General features: G+C 73.5%; 20 protein-coding genes. 10 read left to right on the forward strand and 10 right to left on the reverse strand.

What is annotated here, in order from left to right; all coding sequences use genetic code 11:
* Nucleotides 1-3: 3 nt before the first annotated feature.
* Nucleotides 4-1,299, reverse strand: a complete 1,296-nt coding sequence (locus IEW07_RS08665; RefSeq protein WP_188536280.1) for a geranylgeranyl reductase family protein — start codon at nt 1,297-1,299, stop codon at nt 4-6.
* Nucleotides 1,296-2,015 carry a demethylmenaquinone methyltransferase gene (locus IEW07_RS08670; protein ID WP_188536283.1) on the reverse strand — a complete coding sequence of 240 codons (720 nt, stop codon included), beginning with the start codon at nt 2,013-2,015 and terminating at the stop codon, nt 1,296-1,298. Before IEW07_RS08670 ends, IEW07_RS08665 begins: the two co-directional genes overlap by 4 nt.
* A 139-nt stretch (nt 2,016-2,154) precedes the next feature.
* On the opposite strand from IEW07_RS08670, the gene IEW07_RS08675 reads away from it, so the two are divergent.
* The 6 genes from IEW07_RS08675 (at nt 2,155) to IEW07_RS08700 (ending at nt 8,797) form a co-directional block, all read left to right on the forward strand.
* Nucleotides 2,155-3,639 carry an isochorismate synthase gene (locus IEW07_RS08675; protein WP_188536285.1) on the forward strand — a complete coding sequence of 495 codons (1,485 nt, stop codon included), beginning with the start codon at nt 2,155-2,157 and terminating at the stop codon, nt 3,637-3,639.
* Nucleotides 3,640-3,827: 188 nt separating this feature from the next.
* Complete coding sequence (locus IEW07_RS08680; RefSeq protein ID WP_188536287.1) at nt 3,828-4,592, forward strand: ABC transporter substrate-binding protein; 765 nt, start codon at nt 3,828-3,830, stop codon at nt 4,590-4,592.
* Nucleotides 4,593-4,642: 50 nt separating this feature from the next.
* Nucleotides 4,643-5,479: an ABC transporter substrate-binding protein gene (locus IEW07_RS08685; protein ID WP_188536289.1), complete on the forward strand. Its 837-nt coding sequence runs from the start codon at nt 4,643-4,645 to the stop codon at nt 5,477-5,479.
* A 69-nt stretch (nt 5,480-5,548) separates the two neighbouring features.
* A complete protein-coding gene (locus IEW07_RS08690; protein WP_188536291.1) occupies nt 5,549-6,343 on the forward strand; it encodes an amino acid ABC transporter permease in 795 nt (264 codons plus the stop codon).
* 10 nt (nt 6,344-6,353) lie between these two features.
* Nucleotides 6,354-7,172: an amino acid ABC transporter ATP-binding protein gene (locus tag IEW07_RS08695; RefSeq protein ID WP_229741675.1), complete on the forward strand. Its 819-nt coding sequence runs from the start codon at nt 6,354-6,356 to the stop codon at nt 7,170-7,172.
* A 242-nt stretch (nt 7,173-7,414) separates the two neighbouring features.
* The gene (locus IEW07_RS08700; RefSeq protein WP_188536293.1) at nt 7,415-8,797 is read left to right on the forward strand and encodes an MFS transporter; all 1,383 of its coding nucleotides are present in this window, start codon (nt 7,415-7,417) and stop codon (nt 8,795-8,797) included.
* 145 nt (nt 8,798-8,942) lie between these two features.
* Here IEW07_RS08700 and menD read toward each other — a convergent pair whose 3' ends face one another.
* The 3 genes from menD to IEW07_RS08715 form a co-directional block, all read right to left on the reverse strand.
* The gene (gene menD / locus IEW07_RS08705; RefSeq protein WP_188536296.1) at nt 8,943-10,676 is read right to left on the reverse strand and encodes a 2-succinyl-5-enolpyruvyl-6-hydroxy-3-cyclohexene-1-carboxylic-acid synthase; all 1,734 of its coding nucleotides are present in this window, start codon (nt 10,674-10,676) and stop codon (nt 8,943-8,945) included.
* Between the two features lie 106 nt (nt 10,677-10,782).
* A complete protein-coding gene (locus IEW07_RS08710; RefSeq protein ID WP_188536297.1) occupies nt 10,783-12,981 on the reverse strand; it encodes a PhoX family protein in 2,199 nt (732 codons plus the stop codon).
* A gap of 138 nt (nt 12,982-13,119) precedes the next feature.
* Nucleotides 13,120-14,127 carry an o-succinylbenzoate synthase gene (locus IEW07_RS08715; RefSeq protein WP_188536299.1) on the reverse strand — a complete coding sequence of 336 codons (1,008 nt, stop codon included), beginning with the start codon at nt 14,125-14,127 and terminating at the stop codon, nt 13,120-13,122.
* A gap of 159 nt (nt 14,128-14,286) precedes the next feature.
* On the opposite strand from IEW07_RS08715, the gene IEW07_RS08720 reads away from it, so the two are divergent.
* Entirely contained in the window at nt 14,287-15,144 is an 858-nt protein-coding gene (locus tag IEW07_RS08720) for a phosphatase PAP2 family protein (protein ID WP_188536301.1), read from the forward strand.
* Here the strand turns inward: IEW07_RS08720 and IEW07_RS08725 are convergent.
* Nucleotides 15,068-15,970 (reverse strand): MBL fold metallo-hydrolase, encoded by a 903-nt coding sequence (locus IEW07_RS08725; protein ID WP_188536303.1) that lies wholly within the window; start codon nt 15,968-15,970, stop codon nt 15,068-15,070. The genes IEW07_RS08720 and IEW07_RS08725 overlap by 77 nt on opposite strands.
* A gap of 40 nt (nt 15,971-16,010) precedes the next feature.
* Here IEW07_RS08725 and gluQRS point away from each other — a divergent pair, with 40 nt between their 5' ends.
* Nucleotides 16,011-16,958 carry a tRNA glutamyl-Q(34) synthetase GluQRS gene (gene gluQRS / locus IEW07_RS08730; protein WP_188536305.1) on the forward strand — a complete coding sequence of 316 codons (948 nt, stop codon included), beginning with the start codon at nt 16,011-16,013 and terminating at the stop codon, nt 16,956-16,958.
* Here the strand turns inward: gluQRS and aceB are convergent.
* A complete protein-coding gene (gene aceB, locus IEW07_RS08735; RefSeq protein WP_371870223.1) occupies nt 16,934-18,613 on the reverse strand; it encodes a malate synthase A in 1,680 nt (559 codons plus the stop codon). The genes gluQRS and aceB overlap by 25 nt on opposite strands.
* A gap of 139 nt (nt 18,614-18,752) precedes the next feature.
* Nucleotides 18,753-20,036 carry an isocitrate lyase gene (gene aceA, locus IEW07_RS08740; protein ID WP_188536309.1) on the reverse strand — a complete coding sequence of 428 codons (1,284 nt, stop codon included), beginning with the start codon at nt 20,034-20,036 and terminating at the stop codon, nt 18,753-18,755.
* Between the two features lie 164 nt (nt 20,037-20,200).
* Between aceA and IEW07_RS08745 the strand changes: the two genes are divergently transcribed.
* Both IEW07_RS08745 and putP read left to right on the forward strand, forming a co-directional pair.
* Nucleotides 20,201-21,682 (forward strand): helix-turn-helix domain-containing protein, encoded by a 1,482-nt coding sequence (locus IEW07_RS08745; protein WP_188536311.1) that lies wholly within the window; start codon nt 20,201-20,203, stop codon nt 21,680-21,682.
* 141 nt (nt 21,683-21,823) lie between these two features.
* Nucleotides 21,824-23,332, forward strand: coding sequence for a sodium/proline symporter PutP (gene putP, locus IEW07_RS08750; RefSeq protein ID WP_188536313.1), 1,509 nt, complete (start codon nt 21,824-21,826; stop codon nt 23,330-23,332).
* A 108-nt stretch (nt 23,333-23,440) separates the two neighbouring features.
* Here putP and IEW07_RS08755 read toward each other — a convergent pair whose 3' ends face one another.
* Nucleotides 23,441-24,409, reverse strand: a complete 969-nt coding sequence (locus tag IEW07_RS08755) for an L-lactate dehydrogenase (protein WP_188536315.1) — start codon at nt 24,407-24,409, stop codon at nt 23,441-23,443.
* A 178-nt stretch (nt 24,410-24,587) separates the two neighbouring features.
* The gene (locus tag IEW07_RS08760; protein ID WP_229741677.1) at nt 24,588-25,556 is read right to left on the reverse strand and encodes an HpcH/HpaI aldolase/citrate lyase family protein; all 969 of its coding nucleotides are present in this window, start codon (nt 25,554-25,556) and stop codon (nt 24,588-24,590) included.
* Nucleotides 25,557-25,577: the final 21 nt, after the last annotated feature.

Genomic DNA, 25,577 nt, shown 5'->3' on the forward strand with positions numbered 1-25,577 from the left:
ACTCTAGCGATTTTTCGGGGGGCGGGTGTTGCCGGTCGCGGGCGTCAGGGCGTCCAGCAGGCCGATCACCCGGTCCTCCCACGTGTGCGGCGGACGGTCGGAGAGCTCGGTCATCACGCGGACCACGAAGCGCATGAGCGCCGGCACGGCCATGCCGGTGCGCACGGCGGCCTTCATGACCGCGGGGCTGCCGATGAGCTGGGCGAGCACCCGCCCCTGCGTGAAGTGCGCGCCCCACTCCTGGCGGACCCGGTCCGGGTAGCGGGCCAGGAGGAGCTCCCGCTGGGCGGGGCCGTTCGCGGAGGCGGCCGCCACGACGTGCTCGGCGGCGTAGCGGGCGGACTCCATGGCGTTGGAGATCCCCTCCCCGTTGAAGGGGGAGACGAGCCCCGCGGCGTCGCCCAGCAGCAGCATCCCGGGCACGTGGTGGGGGGTGCGGTTGAAGGCCATGGGCAGGGCCGCCCCCAGCGGACGGCCGCGCCGGTGCTCCTCGTCGAACGTCCAGTCGGCGGGCATCGACGCGGTCCAGTCGGCGAGCACCCGCCGGTAGTCGAGGGAGCCGAAGGCCGGGGACGTGTCGAGGATGCCGAGGCCGACGTTGGCCGTGCCGTCCCCCACGCCGAAGACCCAGCCGTAGCCGGGCAGCAGCCCGCCCTCCGGGTCGGTGCCGTCGGCGAGCTCGAGCCAGCCCTCCATCCACTCCAGGTCCGAGCGCGGGGACTCGTAGTAGGCGCGGACAGCGACGCCCATGGGCCGGTCCTCGCGCCGGTGCAGGCCGGCCGAGACCGCCGCGCGCGCGGAGTTGCCGTCCGCCGCGAGCACGACGTCGGCACGGTGCTCCTCGGTCTCGCCCGTGCGCCGGCCGGCGCCGTCGAGGACGTGGGCGCGGGCGCCGCAGATCCGCCCGGCGCCGTCGCGCAGCACCTCCACGACCGAGCGCCGCTCGAGCACGCGGGCCCCGGCGGCGCGGGCGTGCTCGGCCAGCTGCTGGTCGAAGTCGGCGCGCGTGCGCACGAGCCCGTAGGACGGGAAGTCGGCGAGCGCGGGCCAGGGCACCTCCACGGCGCGCTCGCGCGCCACGAGCCGCAGCCCGCGGTTGCGGGCGTAGCCCTGCTCCGGGCCGTGGGGCAGCCCCATCAGCTGCATCTCGCGCACGGCCCGCGGGGTGAGCCCGTCCCCGCAGACCTTCTCCCGCGGGTAGGCGGTCTTCTCGAGGACCGTCACGTCGATCCCGGAGGCGGCCAGCCAGTAGCCCGCCGTGGCGCCCGCCGGTCCGCCGCCGAGGACCAGCGCCCTCATCGGGCGGCGGAGGGGGTGCCCGCCGCGGGCTTGACGGCGCGGTGGACGGCCACGATGCCGCCGGTGAGGTTGCGGTACTGCACGCTGGTCCAGCCCGTCCGGGCGATCTCGGCCGCGAGCGCCTCCTGGTCCGGCCAGGCCGCGATCGACTCGGCGAGGTACTGGTAGGCCTCGGGGTTGGAGGAGGTCCGCGAGGCGATCCCGGGCAGCGCCTTCATGAGGTACTCCGTGTAGACGGTGCGCAGCGGGGCGAAGGTGGGGGTGGAGAACTCGCAGATCACGAGCCGCCCGCCCGGCTTGACGACCCGCAGCATCTCGGCGAGCGCGCGGCGGTAGTCCTGGATGTTGCGCAGCCCGAAGGAGATGGTCACGGCGTCGAAGGACTCGTCCGCGAAGGGCAGCCGCGTGGCGTCCGCCTGGACGAACTCGATGTCGGGGCGGCGGGCGCGGCCCACCTCCAGCATGCCGAGCGAGAGGTCCGCGGCGACGACGTCCACGCCCGCGTCGGCGTACGGCTCCGAGGAGGTGCCCGTCCCGGCGGCCAGGTCCAGCACCTTCTCGCCCGGCACCGCGGCGACGGCCTCGGCGACGACCCTGCGCCAGCCCCGGGCCCGGCCGAGGGAGAGGATGTCGTTGACGAGGTCGTAGCGGGGCGCCACGTCGTCGAACATGGCGGAGACTTCGTGCGGCTGCTTGGACAGGTCTGCTCGGTTCACCCGGACATTGTCGCACCTCCCTCCGACGCGCCCGCACGCCTCCGCACGGCCCCGCTCCGCCTCCCGGTGCGCCCGGCGGCGCCGCCCGCTCCCCGGGCGGGGGCGGGAGTGTCCGCCGTCCCGCTTAGACTGGAGGGCGATGTCTCCCACCGACCCCGCCGTCGACGCCGCCGTCGCTCCGGTCCCCGTCCTGCACGCGCTCACGGTTCCCCTGTCCGCGCTGGGTGCCGGCGCGCTCCCGGACCTGCGGGACCTGCTCGCCGGCCCGGACCTGCTCACCTGGACCATCGACGGGCGCGGCCTGGTGGCCCACGGCCGCGCCGCGGAGCACGCCGTGCGCGGGGCGGACCGCTTCACCGCCGCCCGCGTGTGGTGGGACGACGTGGTCTCCGCCGCCGTCGTCGAGGACCGCGTGGGCGTGCCGGGCACCGGCCTGGCGGCCTTCGGGGCGTTCACGTTCGCCGCGGACTCCGCCGCGGACTCCGGCCTGGTCGTGCCCGAGCTGCTCGTGGGCCGCGACGAGCACGCCGCGTGGGCGAGCCTCGTGGTGGCGGTGGCCCCCGGGACGCCCTTCCGCCTGACCACCGAGGACGTCGCGGCCGCCTGGGTGCGCCGGTTCGGCCACGCCCCCGGCGCTGTCACGCCCCCCACCGCACTCTCCGCCCCGGCCTCCGCGCCGGGAGCGGCCGCGACGCTGTCCCCCGGGACCCTCGACGAGGAGGAGTGGACCGAGGCCGTGCGGGAGGGCGTGGAGCGGATCCGCGCCGGGCGGCTGGAGAAGCTGGTCCTGGCCAGGGACGTCGTCGCCCGCCTGGCCGCCCCCCTCGACCCCGTGGCCGTGGTCCGGGACCTCGCCCACCGCTACGAGCGGTGCTGGACGTACTGCGTGGGCTTCGGCGCGGACGCCGCGGCCGGGACGGGCCGCGTGCTGGGCGCGACGCCCGAGATGCTCGTGCAGGTGCTCGACGGCGTCGCCCACGCCCGGGTGCTCGCCGGCACCCTGGACCGGGACTCCGCCCCCGTCGGGGAGGACCCGCAGGAGTACGCCGCGCGCGTGCTCGGGGAGTCCGAGAAGCAGCAGCACGAGCACGGCTTCGCGATCGACTCCCTCGTGGCGTCCCTCGCGCCCTACACCGACGTCGTGGCCACCTCCCCGGAGCCGTTCATCCTGGAGCTGCCCAACGTGTGGCACCTCGCCTCGGACGTGACGGCCGTGCTGCGGCCGGGCCCGGCCGGGGACCCGCCGTCCTCGCTCGAGCTGGCCGAGGCCCTGCACCCCACCGCCGCGGTGTGCGGGACGCCCACCGCGGCGGCCGCCGCCACGATCCCCGAGCTGGAGCAGATGGACCGCGGCCTCTACGCCGGCCCCGTGGGCTGGCTCGACGCCGCCGGCAACGGGGACTGGGGCATCGCCCTGCGCGGGGCCGTGCAGGAGGACGAGCGGACCGTGCGGCTGTACGCCGGCTGCGGGATCGTGGGCGCCTCCGACCCCGACTCCGAGCTCGCCGAGACCTGGGCGAAGCTGCGCCCCATGCTCCAGGCGCTGGGCCTGCGCGCCGACCCTCCCGGGGCCGTCCTGGCCGGCGGTCGCGTCGTGCCCACCGGGGGCACGTCCCCGCTCTAGTCCCCGCCCCGGCCACCCCTCCGGCCCCGGCGGGGGCGCGGCCGGGCCCGGCCTCCGCGTTCGCACCGTATCCTTGTGTCCCGAACGCTGTCGGGAGGGTTACCGCCCCGTAGACCGGTGCCGCGCCGCCGCCGACCGCGCCCGCCGTCCCAGCGCCCACAGGCGCCGAACAGGAGAAGCCGCACACGATGCCCGCCGCCCACCGCACCCTCCCCGCCCTGGTCCTCCTCCCCGCCGCAGCGCTCGCCCTCGCGGGCTGCACCTCCGCCGCGGAGGGCGGGAGTGACGCGGACGCCGGCGGGCTGACCGTGTGCACCAACTCCCCGTACCCGCCGTTCGAGTTCGAGCGGGACGGGGAGATCGTCGGCTTCGACATGGCGCTCGCCGACGAGATCGCCGCGGACCTGGGCGTGGAGAAGACCGTCGTGCAGGCGAACTTCGAGACCCTCGAGTCCGGGGCGGCCCTGGACACCGACCAGTGCGACGTCGCGATCGCCGGGATCACCATCACCGACGAGCGCAGGGCCTCGATGGACTTCTCCGAGCCCTACTTCAACGACGAGCTCGCGCTGCTCACCACCGGCGACTCCGGGGTCACCGGCTTCGACGCCCTCGGCGATGCCTCCGTGGGCGTGCAGCAGGGCACCTCCGGCGAGGACCACGCCACCGAGCAGGGCTGGTCCGCCCAGCAGTTCGAGGACGTCGAGCTCATGTTCCAGTCCCTCGAGACGCAGGGCGTGGACGCCGTCGTCGGCAACGTCTCCGCGCTCGGCGAGCGCGCCGCGGGCTCCCCCGACCTCGAGCTCGTGGACACCCTCGACAACGGCGAGGAGCTGGGCGTGGCCGTGCAGAAGGGCGACACCGAGCTGCTCGACCAGGTCAACAGCACCCTGGAGCGCATCCGCGGGGACGGCACCCTCGAGCGGATGCGCGCCGACTGGATGGGCCTGTAGGCCCGCCGCCCGATCCCGCACCCGCCGACCCCATCCCGGAGGAACCGCCCATGCCCCGCCCGACGCTCCCGTCCCGCCGCCTCGCCGCGGCCGCCCTGTCCGCGACCGCCGCCCTGGCCCTGACCGCCTGCAGCCCCGCGAGCTCCCCCGAGGACTCCTCCGAGGGCTCCGGGGACCCCGCGAGCGCGTCGTCCGCGGTGGCCCTCGTGGAGCCGGGCCGCCTCACCGTGTGCTCCGAGTCCAACTACCCGCCCTTCGAGATGGAGGAGGGCGGCGAGATGGTGGGCCTGGACATGGACCTCGGCCGGGAGATCGCCGCGGACCTCGGCGTGGAGATGAAGAACGTCACGCTCGCCTTCGAGTCGATCCAGTCCGGTGCGGCCCTCGACACCGACCAGTGCGACGTGGCGATCTCGGCGCTGTCCATCACGGAGGAGCGCCGGACGGTGATGGACTTCTCGGACCCCTACTACGACAACCAGCTCGGGCTCGTGACGGACGGGGAGAGCGGGATCGGCTCGATCGACGAGGCGCGCGAGCAGCGGGCTCGGGTCGGCGTGATGCAGGGGACCCTCGGCGAGGACCAGGCCGCCGAGCTGGGTCTCGAGGCGGTGCAGTTCGAGGACGCCACGACGATGTTCACGGACCTGAGCACCGGCGGCGTGGACGCCGTCCTCGACGACGTCACCGCGATCTCCGAGCACTCCGAGGCGAACCCCGGCTTCGTGCTGCAGGAGACGCGGGACGTCGACGACCAGCTGGGCGTGGCCGTGCAGAAGGGCAACCAGCCGATGCTGGACCAGGTCAACGCCACGCTGGACCGGATCGAGCAGGACGGCACGCTCGACCGCATCGTCGAGCAGTGGATCCCCGTCCACGAGAACTGACCGAGGGGCCGGCGCCACGGGCGCCGGCCCAGCCACCGACCACCCGTACCACCCAGAACGGACCCCTCCATGGCCATGAGCATGCACCAGAGAGCTCGGCTCTCCCGCGGCATCCAGTACGCCGTCCTGATCCTCGCCGTCGTCGCGCTGATCGCGATCGCCGACTGGCCCCTGCTGGTCGAGAAGGTGTTCAACCCGGACATCGCCGCCCAGCAGTTCCCCGGCATCATCACCACCGCTCTGAAGAACACCCTCATCTACACGCTGCTCGGCTTCGTCGTGGGCCTCACGGGCGGCGTGGTGCTGGCCCTCATGAAGCTCTCGTCCGTGGCGCCCTACCGGTGGCTGGCCACGCTCTACATCGAGTTCTTCCGCGGCGTGCCCGCCCTGCTGGTCTTCCTGGCCTTCGGCTACGGCATCCCGCTGGCGTTCGGCTTCCGCTTCAACCACTACGTCACGGTGATGATCGCCTTGGGGCTGGTGGCCGCCGCCTACATCGCGGAGTCCCTGCGCGCGGGCCTGCAGGCCGTGCCGAAGGGCCAGTACGAGGCCGCCCGCTCCCTGGGCATGTCCCACGCCCGGGCGATGGTGACCATCGTGATCCCGCAGGCGCTGCGGATCGTGCTGCCCCCGCTGACCAACGAGGTCATCCTGCTGACCAAGGACTCCTCGCTGGTGTACCTGCTGGGCATGGGCGTCGGCCAGTACGAGCTGACCAAGTACGGCCGCGAGGCCATCTCCGGGGCCGGCGCGGGCCTGACCCCGCTGGTCGTGGCGGGCGCCTGCTACCTCATCATCACGGTGCCCCTGGGCATCCTGACCCGCCGTTTCGAGTCCAAGACCGACCGCATGAAGAAGTCCTAGGAGCCAGCCGATGAGCACCCAGTCCCCCACGCCCCGGCCCGGGCGCGAGCACGCCGACGGCCTCACGGGCGCCGCGTCCGTCGTCATCGAGGGCCTGCACAAGGCCTACGGCTCCCTCGAGGTCCTCAAGGGCATCTCCCTCACCGTCGGGGCGGGCCAGGTCGTCTGCCTCATCGGGCCCTCCGGCTCCGGCAAGTCCACGCTGCTGCGCTGCGTGAACCTGCTCGAGACCCCGCAGCAGGGCCGGATCACGATCGGCGACTTCGACGTCACCGACCCCGAGGCCGACGTGGACCGCATGCGCCGGCACGTGGGCATGGTCTTCCAGCAGTTCAACCTCTTCCCGCACCTGAGCGTGCTGGAGAACTGCACCGTGGCCCAGGTCAAGGTGCTCAAGCGGGACCGGGCCGAGGCCGAGCGGATCGCCCGGGGCAACCTGGAGCGCGTGGGCCTGGCCGAGAAGGCGGACGGCTTCCCCGACCAGCTCTCCGGCGGACAGCAGCAGCGCGTGGCGATCGCGCGGGCCCTGTCCATGGACCCGTCCCTGATGCTCTTCGACGAGCCCACCTCCGCGCTCGACCCCGAGACCGTGGGCGACGTCCTGGCCATCATGCGCAACCTCGCCGCCGAGGGCATGACGATGCTCGTGGTCACCCACGAGATGGAGTTCGCCCGCGACGTCGCGGACAAGGTCGTGTTCATGGACGGCGGAGTGGTCGTCGAGGAGGGCCCCGCGGCGGAGGTCATCGGCAACCCGCGCGAGCCCCGCACCCAGGCGTTCCTCTCCCGCGTGCTCAACCCCACGCAGGTGGAGGCGCCGGAGCAGTGACCTGCCCCGCCCCCGGGCCCGCCGTCCTCAGGACGGCGGGCCCGACTCATATGCAGTCATTACATCTGACCTTCCTTTGATATCGGAAATCGACACAACACCCCCCTGGTGACACCCTGGGTATTCACCTCATATGACCCGGATCACACCTCTGTCACCCTGGAGGGAGCCAAGGGGACGCTCTGCCGCTCTCCCCCGCTTCCACCTCCTTCCACGCACCGTCCAGAGAGGACCCGGGGAACATGTCCCAACCACACGCGATCGTCGCGGAGAATCCGCAGCTCGAGAAGAAGACGGCCGGTTTCGTCGCCTTCATCATCTTCACCGCCCTGCTGTTCGACGGCTACGACCTGGTCATCTTCGGCGTCGTCCTGCCCGGCCTGCTCAAGGACCCGTCGCAGATCGGACAGCTGGAGCCGGCCGTGGCCGGCCTGCTGGGCTCCTACGCCCTCATCGGCGTACTCATCGGCTCCCTGATCTGCGGGGCGATCGGCGACTTCTTCGGCCGCCGCAGGCTGCTCATCCTCGGCGTCGCCTGGTTCTCGATCGGGATGTTCGTCACCGCCTTCACCCACACGGTCTTCACCTTCGGCGCCATGCGCTTCCTCACCGGCATCGGCCTGGGCATCGTGATCGCCACCGCCGGCGCCACCATGGCGGAGTTCGCCCCGGCGGGCCGACGCCAGTTCTACAACGGCATCGTCTACTCCGGCGTCCCCGCCGGCGGCGTGTTCGCCGCCGTGATGGGCCTGCTGTTCCTCGACGACATCGGCTGGCGCGGCCTGTTCATGATCGGCTCCCTGCCCATCCTTCTCCTGGTCCCGCTCATGCTCTGGAAGCTGCCCGAGTCCCCGCGCTGGCTGCTGGCCCGGGGCCACACCGAGCGTGCCGAGGCCGTCGCCCGCCGCACCGGCGTGCCGCTGCTCGAGGAGAGGGTCATCCAGGAGGTCGGCGCCGCTCCCGCCAAGACCGGTTACGCCGCGGTGTTCTCCAAGCAGTTCGCCCTGGCCTCGATCCTGCTGGGCTTCGTGTCCTTCTCCGGCCTGCTGCTCACCTACGGCCTGAACACCTGGCTGGCCGTGATCATGAACGGCTACGGCCACGCCATCAGCCCGCTGTACTTCGTGCTGGTGCTCAACGGCTCCGCCCTGGTCGGAGGCCTGCTCGCGTCCCGGCTCGCGGACCGGACCGGACCGCAGCGGATGATCGCCACCACCTTCACCCTGGCCGCCATCGCCCTGATCCTGATGACCTTCAACTTCCCGCTGCCCCTGCTGTTCGCGTTCATCGCGGTGGCCGGCGTGGGGACGATCGGCACCCAGGTGCTCGTCTACGGCTTCCAGTCGAACTACTACACCACCAACGCCCGGGCCGCCGGGGTCGCGTTCTGCGCCAGCATGGGCCGGTTCGGCGGGATCTTCGGCCCGATCATCGGCGGCTGGCTCGCCGCGGCAGGTTTCGGTGGCCCCCAGGCGTTCTACGTCTTCGCCGGTGTGGCCCTGTTCGGCGCGGTGATGACGTTCCTGGTCCCCCACCAGCGCAAGCTGGAGGAGGCCGAGCACAAGGTCGAGGAGATCGCGGAGCACATCCCTCACGACGGATCGGCGACCTCTCCCCGCGCCTGATCCCGGAGCACCACCGCGAAGGGCCCCGCCTCCCCAGGAGGCGGGGCCCTTCCGCGTTCCCGGAGCCGCCCGCGCGTTCCCGGAGCCGCCCGTGCGGGGCCGGTCCGCCGGGACCGGGGCGCCCGGGAGAGCGCGGGCCCCGGGTTCAGGCCTCGGCGCCGGGGACGGCTTCTGCGACGGCTCCCGCGACGAGGGCCCGGAGCCGGGCGTGGAGGGGCCGCAGGGCGGCACGGTCCACGGGGACCTCCACGACCGAGCGGCCGCGCACGGGCCCGGCGAGCGCCGCCGCCAGCTCCGCGGCCGTCCCCGCGCGGCGGTGCGGCACGCCGTAGCCCGCGCACAGCTCGGCGAGCCGCGCGGTGTGCGGGGTGCCGAAGAAGCGCTCGACCGTCTGCCGGTACGCGTCCTGCTCCCCCAGCGCCCCGTGCTCCAGGGTCGCGAAGATCCCGCCGCCGCCGTCGTTGAGCACCACGACCTGCAGGTCCGGCTCCTGCTCCCCGGTCCCGAGCAGCAGGGAGGAGGCGTCGTGCAGGAAGGTCAGGTCCCCCAGGAAGGCGCGCACGGGCCGGCCGGCGCCGAGGGCGGCGCCCGCGGCGGTGGCCACGGTCCCGTCGATGCCGGCGAGGCCCCGGTTGGCGAGCACGAGGGGGGAGCCCGCGGCGGGGCGCGCGGCGAGGTCCAGGTCCCGCACGGGGTTGGAGGAGCCCGCGACGAGGACGGCCCCGTCCCGCCGGCACGCCTCCCAGACCTGCGCGGCCACGGCCGGGCCGGTGAGCGGGGCGGTTGCCAGGGCCCGGGCAACGGCGGCGTCCGCGGCGGCCCCCGCCTCCTGCCAGGCCGCGAGCCAGCCGGGTGCGCCGCGACCGGTGAAGGCGGCGGCCGCGGCCCAGTCCGCCAGGACGCGCTCGCGCCGGCGGCCGGGCTCGTACCAGGCCACCGGGCCGGGCCGGACCGCGGCGGTGGCCACGTCCGGGCGGGCCAGCAGCGCCGCGACCGGGCGGGAGAGGGTGGGGCGCCCGACCAGCAGGACCCGCTCGACCTCCCTCCCGAGGGCCGTGCCGAGCAGCAGGCGGTACGCGGCGGGCGCGTTCGGCCCCGACCGGGCGTTCGACGACGGCTCCGCGAGCAGCGGCAGCCCGAACGCCTCCGCGAAGCGGGCGGCGTCCGGCCCGGCGGCGTCACCGGCCACCACGACGGCCCGCGCCTCCTCGGCCCCCGGTGCCGGCTCCGGGACGCCTCCGGCGGCGACGCGGCGCGGCCCCGGTCCCCCGGCCGGCAGCCGGGACGGCGACGTCTGGAGCTCCCGGGCCCAGGCTGCGAGCACGGGGCCGTCCTCCGGGCCGGGGTGCAGGGGTTCGCGCAGAGCCACGTTGAGGTGGACCGGTCCGGCCGGGACCGTTCCGCCGGAGCCGGTCAGCGCCGCGACGGCGGCCGCGAGCCGGGCGGGTCCGTCGTCGTCCCCGGGGACGAGGTCGACGGCGGCGCGCACGTGGTCACCGAAGATCCCCGGCTGCCGGGTGGTCTGGTTGGCGCCGGTGCCGCGCAGCTCGGGCGGGCGGTCGGCGGAGACCACGACGAGGGGCGCCTCGGCGTGGTCGGCCTCCATGACGGCGGGCAGCAGGTTGCCCACCGCCGTGCCGGAGGTCGTGACGACGCCGGCGGGGAGGCCCGTCGCCCGGGCGATGCCGAGGGCGGTGAACGCCGCGCTCCGCTCGTCGACGCGCACGTGGACCTGCAGGGTCCCGGCGGCGTGGGCGGCGGCCGCGGCGTAGGCCAGCGGGGCGGAGCGGGAGCCGGGGGCGACCACGAGGTGGCGCGTCCCGGCCGCCACGAGCGCGGCGAGGACGGCGCGGGCGGTGTCGAGGGAGGGTGTGGTCACAGTGCTCCAGGGTAGCCCCGGAACGCGCCGTCCCCCGGCCCGCCGTGGGGCGGAGCGGGGGACGGCGCGAGCGGTGACCGTGCTCAGCGGGATCTCGGCCAGGAGCTCAGTAGGCGCGGGCGGCGGTCTTCGCGGCCGCCTTCGTCTCCGGGGTGGCCTTGCCGCGGTAGCCGCGGTAGCGGGGCCCGCGCTCGCCGTTCTTGCGGCGCTTCCCCTGGTTGCGGCCCTGGCCGGGCCGGTCGGAGATCGCGCCCGGGAACTCGGGCTCGGCGCCGCGGGCGACGGCGAAGACCTGCGCCACGGACGGGCGGGACAGGGACCACTCGCCCTCGCCCTGGCGGGTCTCCACGACGTAGTCCGGGAAGTAGGAGCGGGGCTCCTCGAAGGAGCCGTCCTCCCCCGGGTGCTGCACGGCCACGTAGACCATGCCCTCGCGGTCGTGGATGACGGGACCGCAGGTCTCGGCGTCCTGGGGGACGGCGAGGAACTGCTCGACGTTGCCGCGGTTGCCCCCGGTCAGGCCCACCTTGAACAGTCCGTCGTCGTAGCCGATGGTCCCCGGCTGGCCGTCGGTGGAGATCCAGAGGTTGCCCTCCGAGTCGAACGCCAGGTTGTCCGGGCAGGAGATCGGGGAGACCCGGTCCGCCGGGAACCCGGAGAAGTAGGTCGAGGCGCTCTTCGCGGGGTCGCCGGCGACGAGCAGGATGTTCCAGTCGAACTCCGTGGCATCGGCGCGGTTGTCCCGCTCGGTGAGCTCGAGGACGTGCCCGTCGCGGTTCTGGGTGCGGGGGTTGGCCTCGTCCGGCCCGGCCTTGCCGGCGGTGCCGCGCTGGGTGTTGTTGGTCAGCGCCACGTAGACCTTGCCGGTCCGCGGGGACGGCTCGACGTCCTCCGGGCGGTCCATCTTGGTGGCCCCGGCCTTGTCCGCGGCGAGGCGGGTGTGGACGAGGACCTCGTCGACGGCCATGCCCTCGACCTTCGACTCCCCGCCCACGACCAGGGGCAGCCACTCGCCGGAGCCGTCGAAGGCGCCGTCGGAGGGCAGCCGGCCGGAGCCGTCGATCTCGGCCGCGGTGTCCCCGGTGAACTTCGCGACGTACAGGTCGCCCTCGGAGAGCAGGGTCATGTTGTGGGCGCGGTCGCCCTCGACGTACGTGCCGGCGGAGACGAACTTGTAGAGGTAGTCGAAGCGCTCGTCGTCGCCGGAGTAGGCCACCACGGTGCCGCCCTCGGCCACGCGCACGTTGGCGCCCTCGTGCTTGAAGCGGCCCAGGGCGGTGTGCTTGACCGGGGTGGAGGCCGGGTCCTGGGGGTCGATCTCCACGATCCAGCCGAAGCGGTTGGGCTCGTTCTCGTAGCCCGGCAGGGAGGAGTCGAAGCGGGGGTCGACCTCGTGCCAGCGGCGGCTCGGGACCTCGGTGGAGATCCCGTAGCGCTTCTGCTCGGCGGAGCCGTTGCCCTTGAAGTACTGGTTGAAGTTCTCCTCGCCGGAGAGGACCGTGCCCCACGGGGTGGTGCCGCCGGCGCAGTTGTTCTGCGTGCCGAGCACCACGGTGCCGGTCGGGTCGTCCTTGGTCTTCAGCAGGTCGGAGCCGGCGGCCGGGCCGTCCACGGCGAACGGCGTGCTCAGGGTGATCCGCCGGTTGCGGGCGCCGCCGCGGACGTAGGACCAGGGCTCGCCGACCCGGGTGCGGGCGATCTCGACGACGGACATGCCGTGGGCGGCCATGGCCACGCGGGCCACGCGCTGGAGGTCGCCCTGCTGCTCGGCCGGGAACATGAGGTTCTCGTTGGTGTACTCGTGGTTGTTCACCAGCACGCCGGTGCGCCCGCCGCGGTCCTGGATGATGTCCAGGTAGTCGGCGTTGTAGCCGAACTGGGCCGCCTGGGACTCGGGGGTCTGGTTGTAGGGGTCGAACTCCGGGGAGTCCGCGAACAGGGGGTCGCCCCAGCGGATGATCGGGGACCAGTCGAAGCCCTCCGGGACGGTGAGGTCGTCCACGGTGTTCGGGACGGGGGCGATGGGGGTGAAGGACAGCCCGGAGCGGCCGCGCCCGGCGGCCTGGGCGGCCTCGGGGGTCGCGCCGACGACGCCGATGGTCACGGCCGCGGCGGCGCCGAGCCCCAGCGCGGACCGGCGGGTCAGGGCGGCGCTCGCGATGTCGCGGAAGTAGCCGTTGCCGGAGTGGTTGCACTCCGGCATGGCGCAGGCGTTGCCGCACTTGAGCCGGCAGGTGAGGGGGCTGCGCTTGCCGCGGGTGTGCCCCAGCAGCGGCAGGAGGGTGCGCTTGGCGGTTTCGGTCATGACTCCCCTGAGGATCGGGCCCGCGGACGACCGCGGCCGGGAAAAGGTGCACCGCCACTGCACCACCGCCCGGTGAGTACTCAGGGGCCCGCCGGTGAAGCCGGGGTGAACGAGGGGTGTCCGGGCGGCGGCGCCCGCTCAGGCTGCGGCGCCCGCCAGGGCGTGCACGCGCCGGATCCGGTCCAGCCACCACTGCCGCCGCTCCGCGGGGACCGCGAGGCGGGCCAGCAGCGCGGGGTCCGGCACGGCGTCGCGCAGCTCCAGCTCCCCGTCCACGGGCCGCAGCGGCTCGCGCAGCACGTCCTCCCGCATGAGGGAGACGGTGCCGAGCCCGCAGGCCCACGGCAGCTCGGGCAGCGCCGCCGCGAGGGCCAGGCCGGCGCGGATGCCCACCGAGGAGTCCAGGGCGGAGCTCACCACCGCGGGCAGCCCGGCCTGCGCCACGATCTCCAGAGCGCGGCGCACCCCGCCCAGCGGGGCGGCCTTCACCACGAGGAGGTCCGCGGCCCCGGCCCGCGCCACCGCGAGCGGGTCCGTCTCCTTGCGCACCGACTCGTCCGCGGCCACGAGCACCGGGATCCCCCGGTCGGCGAGACCCTCCCGGACCGCGGCGAGGCCCTCGATCGTGGGCGCCGGCTGCTCCGCGTAGGCCAGCCCGTGCTCCCCCAGCCGCTCCAGCGCCACGAGGGCCTGCGCCACGTCCCAGCCGCCGTTGGCGTCCACCCGCAGCTCCGCGTCCGGCAGCAGGGCCCGCACGGCGGCGACGCGGGCGGCGTCGTCGTCGAGGTCCTGGCCGCGCTCGGCGACCTTGATCTTCACCGCGACCGTGCGGCCCTCGAATCGGGCGAGCACCGCGGGCACCTGCGCGGCCGGGACGGCCGGCACCGTGGCGTTGACGGGGACGCGGGTGCGCACCGGGGCGGGGAAGCCGTGCCACGCGGCGTCGACGGCGGAGCGCAGCCACGCGACCGCCTCGGCGTCCCCGTACTCCGGGAAGGGGCCGAACTCCCCCCACCCCGCGGGCCCGCGCAGCACCACGGTCTCCCGCACGTCGACCCCCCGGAAGCGCACGCGCATGGGGAGGGCGACGACGTGGGCGTCGGCGAGCAGCTCGGCGGGCTCCGGCAGGGGCGGGTGCGTGGTCATGCGTCCCAGCCTAGGCGGGAGCCCCCGGTGCTCTCCCGCAGCAGGCCCTCTCCACGGGCCCTCTCAGCGGCCTCTTGGCCGCCCGTGGCAGGATGGGGCCTCGCCCGTCCCCCTCGGCCCCTTTCGCCTCCTCTGCTCCTCCCTCGTCCCCGGAGATCCATGACCACGACCGTCCACCGCCCCGTCCTGCCCGCCGCCCTGGTGCTGGCCCACCTCCTGGGAGCCGCCCTCCCGTGGGCGCTCGCCGTCCTGGTCGGGGTCGTGGCGCTGACCACCGCACCTGGTCAGGGGCTCGACGAGCTGGCCCTGCAGCAGGCGCAGGGCGCCTTCCCCGGCCTGTCGGAGCGCGCCCGGGAGCTGCTCGACCTGCTCCCGTGGGTCGTCGGCCTGGTCTGCGGGCTGTGCGTGACGGTGCTGGCCGTGCGCTCGCGCCGGCTCGCCCCGGCAGTGACGGGCGCGGCGGTGGTCGTGCTGTCCAACGTCACGGTGCAGCTGCTCAAGCGGGTCTTCGTGGAGAAGCCGGACCTGGGCCTGCAGGAGGCCGTGGTCAACTCGTTCCCCTCGGGCCACACCGCGGCGGCGGCCTCCGCCGTGGCGGTGGTGGTGCTTGCGTCGCCGGCGCGGGTCCGCCCGGTGGTCGCGCTGCTCGGGGCCGGCGCCACGACGGCGACCGGCACCGCCACGCTGCTCAACGGCTGGCACCGGCCCTCGGACGTGCTGGCCTCCCTGCTGGTCGTGGCCGGGTGGGCCGCGCTGGGCGGGCTGGTGCTGCGGGTGACCGGTCCAGCGGAGCGCCAGGGGCGCCGCGGCGGGCTGCTCGCGCTGATGGCGGTCGCCGGGGTGGGCGCGCTGCTGCTGGCCGCGGTGCTCGCCGGGGCGGGGCTGCGGCTGCCCGGCGGGGGGCACGCCGCCGCGGCCGGGTGCGCGGCGGTGCTGGGCGTCAGTCTGCTGACGGCTGCGGGACCCGCAGCGCTGCAGGCGCGGCGGCCGGCGCGTCCGCGGCGCCTTCGGTCCTGATCCGCTCGAGCCGGTCCAGCAGGACCCGCGCGGCCCCCGGGTTGTAGGGCAGCCGGAACATCGAGGCGGTGACGGGCCGGGCGCCGCCCGGCTGCGCCGCGGCGGCCTCGCTCGCGTCCACCCGCTGGATCGCCGTGCGCATCATCTGGGCCTGCTGGCGGACGAAGGTGCGCTCGACCGGGCGGCCGTGCCCGGGCACGAACACGCGGTACCGGTCGAGGCCGGCCAGGTGCTCGAGGGCCTCGGCCCAGCCGCGCGGGTAGGAGTCCTCGAAGCTGGGGTCGGCGCCCTCCTCCACGAGGTCCCCCGTGAACACGACGTCGTCGGTGCCCACGCAGATGTCGTTGTCGGTGTGCCCGCGGCCCAGCGAGAACAGCACGGCGCTGCGCTCCCCCAGGTCGATCCGGGTGAGCGCCGGGCGCCGGCCGGTGCCGGGCAGGTGCCGGTTCGGGACGACGAGCTGGGTGTCGGGCCCGTCGGCCGCGGCCATCTCGGGCTCGTGGGTGCCGACGTACGAGCGCTGGTAGTCCCCGTGCTCGAGGATCGCCTCCGCGCAGCCCCGGTGGGCCCAGAAGTCCTCGGCCCCGGCGCGCCGGAAGACGGCGTTGCCCATGTAGTGGTCGTAGTGCGCGTGGGTGTTCACGACGGCCAGGGGGAGGTCCGTCAGCGAGCGCACGGCCTCGAGGATCTCGCGCCCCTGCCGCGGCCCGGCGCCCGTGTCGATCACGAGGGCGCGACGGGTCCCGAGCACGAGACCGGAGTTGAGCCTCCAGTTGTCCGTGCACACGGCGAAGACGCCGTCGCGGAGTTGGTTGATGCGCACCACGCCTCCAGGGTACCGACCCCCGCCCGATATCCTGGCACCCATGACTTCCTCCCGTCCGGACCGCGCGGCGCGGGGCGCCGGGCGCTATGCTCCGTCCCCGTCCGGGGACCTGCACCTGGGCAACCTGCGCACGGCGCTGCTCGCCTGGGCGTTCGCGCGCTCGACGGGCCGCCGGTTCGTCCTGCGGATCGAGGACATCGACCGGGTCCGGCCGGGGGCGGCGGAGCGGCAGCTGGCCGACCTGGCGGCGCTCGGCCTGGACTGGGACGGCGAGCCGCTGCTGCAGTCCGCGCGGGAGGCCGAGCACCGTGCGGTCGTCGCCCGTCTGACGGCCGGGGGCCGCACCTACGAGTGCTACTGCACGCGGCGTGAGATCCAGGCCGCCGCGAGCGCGCCCCACGGGGCGCCGGGGGCGTACCCGGGCACGTGCCGGGACCTCGACGACGCCGAGCGGGCGCGGCGCCGCGCCGAGCGGCCCCCGGCGGTGCGGCTGCGCGCGGAGGTGGGCTCGTTCACGGTCCAGGACCGCCTCCACGGGGCGCACACCGGCCTCGTCGACGACTTCGTGCTGCTGCGCAACGACGGCCGCCCCGCCTACAACCTGGCCGTGGTCCTGGACGACGCCCACCAGGGCGTGGACCAGGTGGTGCGCGGCGACGACCTGCTGCCCTCCACCCCGCGGCAGGCGTACCTCGCCGCGGTGCTGGGCCTGCCGGAGCCCGAGTGGGTGCACGTGCCCCTCGTCCTCAACCCGCACGGGCAGCGCCTGGCCAAGCGGGACGGCGCCGTGACCCTCGCGGACCTCGCGGCGGCGGGGCACGGCCCGGCCGAGGTGATGGGCTGGATCGGGCGGTCCCTGGGCCTGCCGGGCCGGGTCCGCACGGCGCAGGACGTCCTCGCCGTGTTCGACGAGGACGCCCTGCCCCGGGAGCCGTGGGTCGTGGACCCGGCCGGCTGGGCCGCTCAGCGCGCCGTCGGGACCTCCTGACGCCCCTCCGTCTCCTCGGGGGCGTGCGGGTCCTCGGGCTCGGCCAGGAACCGCTCGTAGGCGGGAGTGGTCAGGAACGCCGGGTAGTCGTCGCCCAGGGCCACCTCCTCGAAGATCGAGCGGGCGTCGTCGAAGCGGTCGCCCTCGGCGCGCTCGATCCTCCCGAACTCCTCCTCCACGAGCTCCTGCACCCACTCCCGGGTGATCTCCTCGCCCTGGTCGGTGATGGCCCGGGTGTTGACCCACTGCCAGATCTGGGAGCGGGAGATCTCCGCGGTGGCGGCGTCCTCCATGAGGTTGTGGATGCCCACGGCCCCGTTGCCGCGCAGCCACGCCTCGATGTAGCGGATGCCCACCTCGACGTTGTTGCGGATCCCCTCCTCGGTGATCTTCCCCTCGGCGGAGGCGATGTCGATCAGCGCCTTGTCGTCGGGCACCACGTCCTCGCGCAGCCGGTCGAGCTGGTTCGGCCTGTCCCCGAGCACCTCGTCGAAGACCTCCCGGCACACCGGCACCAGGTCGGGATGGGCCACCCAGGAGCCGTCGAACCCGTCGTTGGCCTCCCGGGTCTTGTCCGCGCGCACCTTCTCGATGGCCGTGCGGTTGACCTCCTCGTCCCGGCGGGACGGGATGAACGCGGCCATGCCGCCGATCGCCATCGCGCCGCGGCGGTGGCAGGCGCGCACGAGCTGCTCGGTGTAGGCCCGCATGAAGGGCTGGGTCATGGTCACCGCGTTGCGGTCGGGGAGGATGAAGCGCGGCCCGCGGGTGCGGAAGTTCTTGATGATCGAGAAGATGTAGTCCCAGCGCCCGGCGTTGAGCCCCGCCGCGTGCTCGCCCAGCTCCCAGAGGATCTCCTCCATCTCGAACGCGGCGGTGATCGTCTCGATCAGCACGGTGGCGCGGATGGTGCCGCGGTCCACCCCGAGCATCGACTCGGCGCGGCTGAAGATGTCGTGCCAGAGCCGGGCCTCCTGGTGGGACTCGGTCTTGGGCAGGTAGAAGTAGGGGCCCAGGCCCAGCTTCTTCAGCCGGCGGGCGTTGTGGAAGAAGTAGAGGCCGAAGTCCACGATCGCGCCCGCGATCGGCTCGTCGCGCACCGACAGGTGCCGCTCCTCGAAGTGCCAGCCGCGGGGCCGGACCACGACGGTCGGGTTCTGCCGGGCGTCCCCGTTCTTCAGCGCGTACTTCTTGCCCTCGGGGCTGGTGAACTCGATGGTCCCCTCGAGCGCGTCGATGAGGTTGAGCTGGTTGGTCACCACGTTGGTCCAGTGCGGGGTGTTGGCGTCCTCCATGTCCGCCAGCCACACCTTCGCCCCGGAGTTGAGCGCGTTGATGGTCATCTTCCGCTCGGTGGGGCCGGTGATCTCCACCCGGCGGTCCTCGAGCCCGGGCGGGGGCGGCGGGACGCGCCACGAGTCGTCCTCCCGGATCCGCTTCGTCTCCGGCAGGAAGGTGGGGTCGGTGCCGCGGGCGATCGCCTTGCGGCGCTCCTCGCGGGCCTGCAGCAGCTCGCGGCGGCGCGGCTCGAACTCACGGTGCAGCGCGGCCAGGAAGCCGAGCGCGTCCGGGGTGAGCACGCTGTTCTGCCGCGGCACGTGGTGGCCGGTGAGGGTCACGCCGTTGATCGTCACGGGGTTGCTGGTCATCGTCATCATGGCTTGTTCCTCGTCATGGCTCGGTCGTCGCCGGGGGAGATCGTGCGGTGGTCGGCCGCGGCCCGGCGTCGTCGTCGGGTGCGGTGCGGCCGGGGGCCCCGTGGGACCCCCGGCCGGTCGGCTCGCGCGCCGCGGACTAGAACTGGGCGGTCTCCGTGGAGCCGGCCAGCGCCGTCGTGGAGGACGCGGGGTTGAGGGCGGTCGAGATGAGGTCGAAGTAGCCGGTGCCGACCTCGCGCTGGTGGCGGGTGGCGGTGTAGCCGCGCTCCTCGGCCGCGAACTCGCGCTCCTGCAGCTCGACGTAGGCGGTCATCTGGTTGCGGGCGTAGCCGTGGGCCAGGTCGAACATCGAGTAGTTGAGGGCGTGGAAGCCGGCCAGGGTGATGAACTGGAACTTGAAGCCCATCGCCCCCAGCTCGCGCTGGAACTTGGCGATCGTGGCGTCGTCGAGGTGCTTCTTCCAGTTGAAGGACGGCGAGCAGTTGTAGGCGAGCATCTGGTCCGGGTGCTCGGCGTGGATGCCGTCCGCGAACTTCTTGGCCAGCTCGAGATCGGGGGTGCCGGTCTCCATCCACAGCAGGTCGGCGTACGGGGCGTAGGCGTTGCCGCGGGCGATGCAGGCCTCGAGGCCGTTGCGGACCTTGTAGTAGCCCTCCGCCGTGCGCTCGCCGGTGATGAACGGCTGGTCGCGCTCGTCGACGTCGGAGGTGATCAGGGTGGCCGCCTCCGCGTCGGTGCGGGCGATGATCAGCGAGGGGACGTCGGCGACGTCGGCCGCGAGGCGGGCGGCGTTGAGGGTGCGGACGTGCTGCTGGGTGGGGATGAGGACCTTGCCGCCGAGGTGGCCGCACTTCTTCTCGGAGGCCAGCTGGTCCTCCCAGTGCACGCCGGCCGCGCCGGAGGCGATCATCGACTTCATGAGCTCGTAGGCGTTGAGCGGGCCGCCGAAGCCGGCCTCGGCGTCGGCCACGATCGGGACCAGCCAGTCCTCGACGGTCCTGATGCCCTCGGAGTGCTCGATCTGGTCGGCGCGCATCAGGGCGTTGTTGATCCGCCGTACGACCGCCGGGACGGAGTTGGCGGGGTAGATCGACTGGTCCGGGTAGGTCTGCCCGGCGAGGTTGGCGTCACCGGCCACCTGCCAGCCGGAGAGGTAGATCGCCTTGAGGCCGGCCTTGACCTGCTGCACCGCCTGATTGCCGGTGAGGGCGCCCAGGGAGTTCACGAAGTCCTCGGAGTGGAGCTTCTCCCACAGCTGCTCCGCGCCGCGGCGGGCGAGGGTCTGCTCCTCCTGGACGGTGCCGCGCAGGCGGACGACGTCCTCGGCGGAGTAGTCACGGGTGATCTGGGCCCAGCGGGGGTCCGCCTCCCACTCCTGGCGGATCTCGTCGGCGGTCTTGGGGGTGCGCTGGAAGGACATGTCGGCTCCTCGTTGAGTTGTCCGGGACGGTTGCTCGTCAGGTTCTCGGGTCACCGGAGAAGTTCGCGTTCCCGTGGTGACACACACCACTTTGCCCCATTTCGGGGCGTCCGGACCCCATATTTCCCGGTGAACTTTTCCGTTTTTTCACGTATGGTGAAGAAATGACGACCAGCGCCTGGGGCCACGAGGAACCGACGTCGACCGAGCAGGGCGGGGCTGCCGATCTGATCGGCCTGGGCCGGCGGATCCGCTCGCTGCGCAAGGAGCGGGGGCTGACCCTCGCGGAGCTCGCCGAGCGCGCGGGCACGGCCACGTCGCAGCTGTCCGTGATCGAGAACGGCCGGCGCGAGCCCCGGCTGAGCCTGCTGCGGCGGCTGGCGGAGGTGCTGGGCACCAGCGTGGACGCCCTGCTCGGCGCCGCGCCCGCCAACCGGCGCGAGGCGCTGGAGATCCAGCTCGAGCGCACCCAGCGCTCCCCCTTCTACGAGCAGCTGGGCCTGCCCACGGTCCGCGTCAGCTCGGCGCTGTCCACCGAGGTGCTCGAGGCGCTCGTGGCCCTGCAGGAGAAGCTCGCGCAGGCGCTCGAGAAGAACTCGGCCACCCCGGAGGAGGCCCGCCGCGCCAACGTGCAGCTCCGGCGGCTGATGCGGGAGCAGGACAACTACTTCCCGGACCTGGAGCAGGCCGCGAAGCAGCTGCTGACGCTCGGCGGCTACTCCTCGGGGCCGGTGTCCAACTCGACGATCTCCGAGATGGTGGGCAAGCTCGGCTACAGCATCCACCACGTCACCGACCTGCCCCACTCCACCCGCTCCGTCACGGACCTGCTCAACAAGCGGATCTACCTGGTGCAGAGCCCGCGCGCCGACCACGACCCCCGCGCCGTGCTCCTCCAGGCCGTGGGCCACCAGGTGCTCGGCCACGAGCCGCCCAAGGACTACGCCGAGTTCCTGTTCCAGCGGGTGCAGGCGAACTACTTCGCGGCGGCCGTCATGCTGCCCGAGGACAAGACCGTCCCCTTCCTCACGGAGGCGAAGAAGAACCGCGATCTTTTCCTGGAGGACCTCAAGGACCGGTTCGCGGTCTCGCACGAGACGGCCGGGCACCGCTTCACGAACCTGGCGACCCGGCACCTGGGCATCCGGACGCACTTCCACAAGGTCGACTCCTCCGGAGTGATCCACAAGGCGTACGAGAACAACGGTCTGGTCTTCCCCATGGACCACACCGGCGCGATCGAGGGCCAGATCTCGTGCCGGAAGTGGTCCGGGCGGACGGTGTTCGACCAGCCCAACCAGTTCACGGCGTTCGCCCAGTACACGGACACCCCGTCCGGGACCTTCTGGTGCTCCACCCGCACGGAGCTCTCGAGCCAGGGCGCGTTCTCGATCGGCGTGGGCGTCGCGTTCACCGACGCCCGCTGGTTCCGCGGCCGCGACACCCCGCACCGGACCGTCTCCACCTGTCCGGACCCCTCCTGCTGCCGGCGGCCGCCGGAGGAACTCAGCCGGGTCTGGGCGGGGCACGCCTGGCCGAACACCCGCGCCCAGTCCCACGTGCTCGCGGCCCTGCCCGAGGGCGCCTTCCCCGGCGTCGACGAGCGCGAGGTGTACGAGTTCCTCCAGGCGCACGACGACGCCTGAGCCGCCCACGCGACCGGCGGGACACCCCCTCCGAAGCTGGCAACACGCCGGGGGCGGGCGTACAGTTGACCGGGACCTTTGTCCCTCCCATCCCCCTGGCCGCTGCGCTCCACCGGGCCGGCGCCGGGCGGAAAGGACGCCATGACCCAAGAGATATCCCAGACGATCGCGATCGTCATCTACTTCGCCGGCATGATCGCGATCGGGCTGTACGCCAACAGCAGGACCAAGAACCTCGACGACTACATGCTCGGCGGGCGCAACCTCAAGCCGGGCGTGGCGGCCCTCAGCGCCGGCGCCTCCGACATGTCGGGCTGGCTCCTCCTGGGCCTGCCGGGCGCGGTCTACGTGTCGGGTCTGGTGGAGGCGTGGATCGCCATCGGCCTGACCGTCGGTGCCTGGGTGAACTGGAAGTTCATCGCCCCGCGGCTGCGCTCCTACACCGAGGTCTCCCACAACTCGATCACCATCCCCTCCTTCCTGGACAACCGCCTCAAGGGCGGGTCGCGGCTCCTGCGGATCGTCTCCGGGCTCATCATTCTGGTGTTCTTCACGTTCTACGTCTCGTCCGGCATGGTCGCGGGCGGGCTCTTCTTCCAGTCCTCCTTCGGCTCGACGTACCACGTGGGCATGCTGCTGGTCGTCGCCGTGACCATCTCGTACACGCTCTTCGGCGGGTTCCTCGGCGCCACCTACACCGACGTCGCCCAGGGCCTGCTGATGTTCGCGGCCCTGCTGCTCGTGCCGATCGTCGGCGTGATCAACGTCGGGGGCTTCGGCCCGATGGCGGAGCGGATCACGGCCGTCAACCCCGACGCCCTGTCCCTCGTGTCGGGCGCCACCGCGGTCGGCGTCATCTCCGCGCTCGCGTGGGGCCTGGGCTACTTCGGCCAGCCGCACATCATCGTCCGCTTCATGGCCATGCGCTCCCCCGCGGACGCCAAGCAGGGCCGCCGGATCGGGCTCTCCTGGATGATCCTCAGCGTGCTCGGCGCCATCGCCACGGCGCTCGTGGGCATCGCCTACTACGGCAACCGCCCGGACGAGTCCCCCACCGACCCCGAGTCCGTGTTCCTGGACCTGGCGCAGGTGTTCTTCCACCCGGTCATCGCCGGCTTCGTCCTGGCCGCCGTGCTCGCGGCGATCATGTCCACGGTGTCCTCCCAGCTCATCGTCTCCTCCTCCGCCCTGGTGGAGGACCTGTACAAGCTGACCGTCAAGCGGCCCCCGTCGGAGCGCAAGCAGGTGTGGATGGGCCGTGCGGGCGTCGGCCTGGTCGCCCTCGTGGCCACCGTCCTGGCCTGGGAGCAGAACAACACGATCCTCGGCCTGGTGGCCTTCGCGTGGGCCGGCTTCGGCGCCTCCTTCGGCCCGATCGTGATCCTGTCCCTGTTCTGGCGCAAGCTCACGAACGCGGGCGCCATCACCGGCATGATCCTGGGCGCGGTCACCGTGTTCGTGTGGACCACGACCCCGTGGGCCGATCTCTACGAGATCATCCCCGGCTTCGTCGTCAGCACCGTGGCCGCGATCGTCGTGTCGCTGCTCACCTACCGGCGCGACGAGGACATCGAGCGCGAGTTCGACGCCGCGGTGCGCCTGGCGCACGCCGCCGAGGACGAGATGAAGGCGGCCAAGGCCGGGGCCTGATCCGCCGATCCCTCCCCCGACGACCGGTGGCCCGTCCCTGCAGGGACGGGCCACCGGTCCCTGTCGTCACCGGTCCTCCCGGCAGCCGGCCTCCGGGCGCCGGCGCGCTCAGTGGCCGATCGTCTCCAGCGTCCGCCGGATGGCCTCCGCGGAGCGGTGGAGCAGCGTCAGCTCCTGGGCGTCCATGGGCACCCGCAGGAGCTCGACGACGCCCTGCCGCGCCACGACCGAGGGCACGGACAGGGCCACCCCGCTGATCCCGCGGTAGTCCTCGAGCACCGTGGACACCGGCAGGACGGCGTGCTCGTCGCCGATCACCGCCTCGGCCACGCGCACCCCGGCCAGGCCGATCGCGTAGTTGGTGGCGCCCTTGCCGGCGATCACGGTGTAGGCGGCGTTGACCACCTGGTCGGTGAGCTGCGCGAGCCGCTCCTCCGTGAAGGGGCGCCGCCCGTCCACGCTCCACTCGCGCAGCGGGACCTGGCCGATGTTGGCGCTCGACCACAGCGGGAACTCGCTGTCCCCGTGCTCCCCCACGATGGTCGCGTGCACGCTGGTGGTGGACACCCCGCCCTCCTCGGCCAGCAGCCAGCGCAGGCGGGAGGTGTCCAGCACCGTGCCGGAGGCCAGGACCCGGGACGACGGCAGGCCGCTGATGCGCTGCGCGACCACCGTGAGCACGTCGCACGGATTGGTCACCAGCACGTAGACGGCGTCGGGCGCCTGCTCGAGCAGCCGGGGCAGGAGGCCCTCTAGGATGGCGGCGTTGGCCCCGGCGAGGTCCATCCGGGTCTGCCCGGGCCTCTGCTTGGCCCCGGCGGTGATCAGCACGACGTCGGAGCCGGCGAGCACCGCGACGTCGTCGGAGCCCGTCACCCGGGACCCGGGCGTGAACATGGTGCCGTGGGCGAGGTCGAGGGCCTCGGCCCGGACCTTGTCGGGGTTGAGGTCGTAGAGAGCGACGTCCCGGGCCGCGCCCCGGATCAGGGCGGCGTAGGCGAGGGACGTGCCCACGGAGCCGGCGCCGACCACGCCGATCTTCGAGCGGGCGGCGACCGCGGGGGTGGACTCGGACACAGGGGCTCCTCCGGTTCGGCGACGGGCGCTCCGCCCGACTCCATCCTGCGCCACCCGGGCCGGGCACGGAAGGACCGGTGGGCGCCGTGTCTGCACGGCGCCCACCGGTCCTCGGAACGCGCGGGCAGGGGGTGCGCTGCCACGCGAGACGGGGCCGGGGCGGCCCCTCACCACCGGATCAGCAGTGGTACGTGTCGGTCGGCGCCTCGAAGTGGACGTCGTAGCCCTCGGGGACGGTCAGGCCGAAAGCGTTGGCCAGGCCCAGGATCTTCCTGGCGCGGGCGAGCCGGGGCAGGTCGGAGCCGTTGCGGATCTCCCCGCCGTCGGCGTCGAACTCCTGCAGGAACTCGGTGGCCCAGGACATCTCGGACAGGGACGGGCTCAGGCCCTCGTTGACCGTGGCGGTCTGCTCGGGCATCAGGCACAGCTTGCCGGTCATCCCGAACTCCAGGGTCACCCCCGTGGCCTCGGCCAGCTTGGGGCCGAGCGCGCCGACGGCCGGGCCGTCGATCGGGCCGGGCAGGTTGGCCGCGCGGGAGGCGATGGTGAACTGCGAGCGGGTGTAGGCCAGCGTCATCGGGCTCTCGCCGAAGCCGGTGTCGCGGCGGAAGTCGCCGAGCCCGAAGCCGAGCCGGTAGGTGGAGCGGGCGCCGGCGATCGCCTGCAGGTTCTGCACCCCGCGGGCGGTCTCCACGAGCGCGACGATCTTCGTGTCCTTGAGCAGCTCCGCGGTGCGGGTGACGTGCTCCGGGGACTCCACCATCGCGAGCATGACCCCCTCGAGGCCGCGGACGCCGGCGAGGGCGCGGAGGTCCTCCTCCCACCACTGGGTGCCGAAGCCGTTGACCCGGACCCACGCCCGGTTCTGCACGCCGTGCTCGTCCTGGTCGTCGAGCCAGCTGATGACGTTGCGGCGGGCACGCCCCTTGTCCTTGGGCGCGACCGAGTCCTCGATGTCCAGGACGACGACGTCCGCCGCGCTTGCCTTCGCCACCGCGAAACGCTCGGCCTGGGCGCCGTTGACGAGCAGCCAGGAGCGGGCGAGCTCCGGGCCGACCGCGGGGGCTGCGACCTGGGGGACCAGCGGCAGGGAGGAGGTGGTCGGGGCGGTGGTCGTCGAGGTGGACTCGATCGAGGTGGCAGTCATGAGTGCGTACCTGTTCCGTGT

Origin of the sequence: Kocuria dechangensis, assembly GCF_014636775.1 — a bacterium.
GTDB lineage: Bacteria > Actinomycetota > Actinomycetes > Actinomycetales > Micrococcaceae > Kocuria > Kocuria dechangensis.

Coding starts and splice junctions, on each gene's coding strand:
- IEW07_RS08665 (WP_188536280.1), bottom strand. CDS start 1,299: ATGAGGGCGCTGGTCCTCGGCGGCGGACCGGCGGGCGCCACGGCGGGC.
- IEW07_RS08675 (WP_188536285.1), top strand. CDS start 2,155: ATGTCTCCCACCGACCCCGCCGTCGACGCCGCCGTCGCTCCGGTCCCC.
- IEW07_RS08680 (WP_188536287.1), top strand. CDS start 3,828: ATGCCCGCCGCCCACCGCACCCTCCCCGCCCTGGTCCTCCTCCCCGCC.
- IEW07_RS08685 (WP_188536289.1), top strand. CDS start 4,643: ATGCCCCGCCCGACGCTCCCGTCCCGCCGCCTCGCCGCGGCCGCCCTG.
- IEW07_RS08690 (WP_188536291.1), top strand. CDS start 5,549: ATGGCCATGAGCATGCACCAGAGAGCTCGGCTCTCCCGCGGCATCCAG.
- IEW07_RS08695 (WP_229741675.1), top strand. CDS start 6,354: ATGAGCACCCAGTCCCCCACGCCCCGGCCCGGGCGCGAGCACGCCGAC.
- IEW07_RS08700 (WP_188536293.1), top strand. CDS start 7,415: ATGTCCCAACCACACGCGATCGTCGCGGAGAATCCGCAGCTCGAGAAG.
- IEW07_RS08710 (WP_188536297.1), bottom strand. CDS start 12,981: ATGACCGAAACCGCCAAGCGCACCCTCCTGCCGCTGCTGGGGCACACC.
- IEW07_RS08715 (WP_188536299.1), bottom strand. CDS start 14,127: ATGACCACGCACCCGCCCCTGCCGGAGCCCGCCGAGCTGCTCGCCGAC.
- IEW07_RS08720 (WP_188536301.1), top strand. CDS start 14,287: ATGACCACGACCGTCCACCGCCCCGTCCTGCCCGCCGCCCTGGTGCTG.
- gluQRS (WP_188536305.1), top strand. CDS start 16,011: ATGACTTCCTCCCGTCCGGACCGCGCGGCGCGGGGCGCCGGGCGCTAT.
- aceB (WP_371870223.1), bottom strand. CDS start 18,613: ATGACGATGACCAGCAACCCCGTGACGATCAACGGCGTGACCCTCACC.
- aceA (WP_188536309.1), bottom strand. CDS start 20,036: ATGTCCTTCCAGCGCACCCCCAAGACCGCCGACGAGATCCGCCAGGAG.
- IEW07_RS08745 (WP_188536311.1), top strand. CDS start 20,201: ATGACGACCAGCGCCTGGGGCCACGAGGAACCGACGTCGACCGAGCAG.
- putP (WP_188536313.1), top strand. CDS start 21,824: ATGACCCAAGAGATATCCCAGACGATCGCGATCGTCATCTACTTCGCC.
- IEW07_RS08760 (WP_229741677.1), bottom strand. CDS start 25,556: ATGACTGCCACCTCGATCGAGTCCACCTCGACGACCACCGCCCCGACC.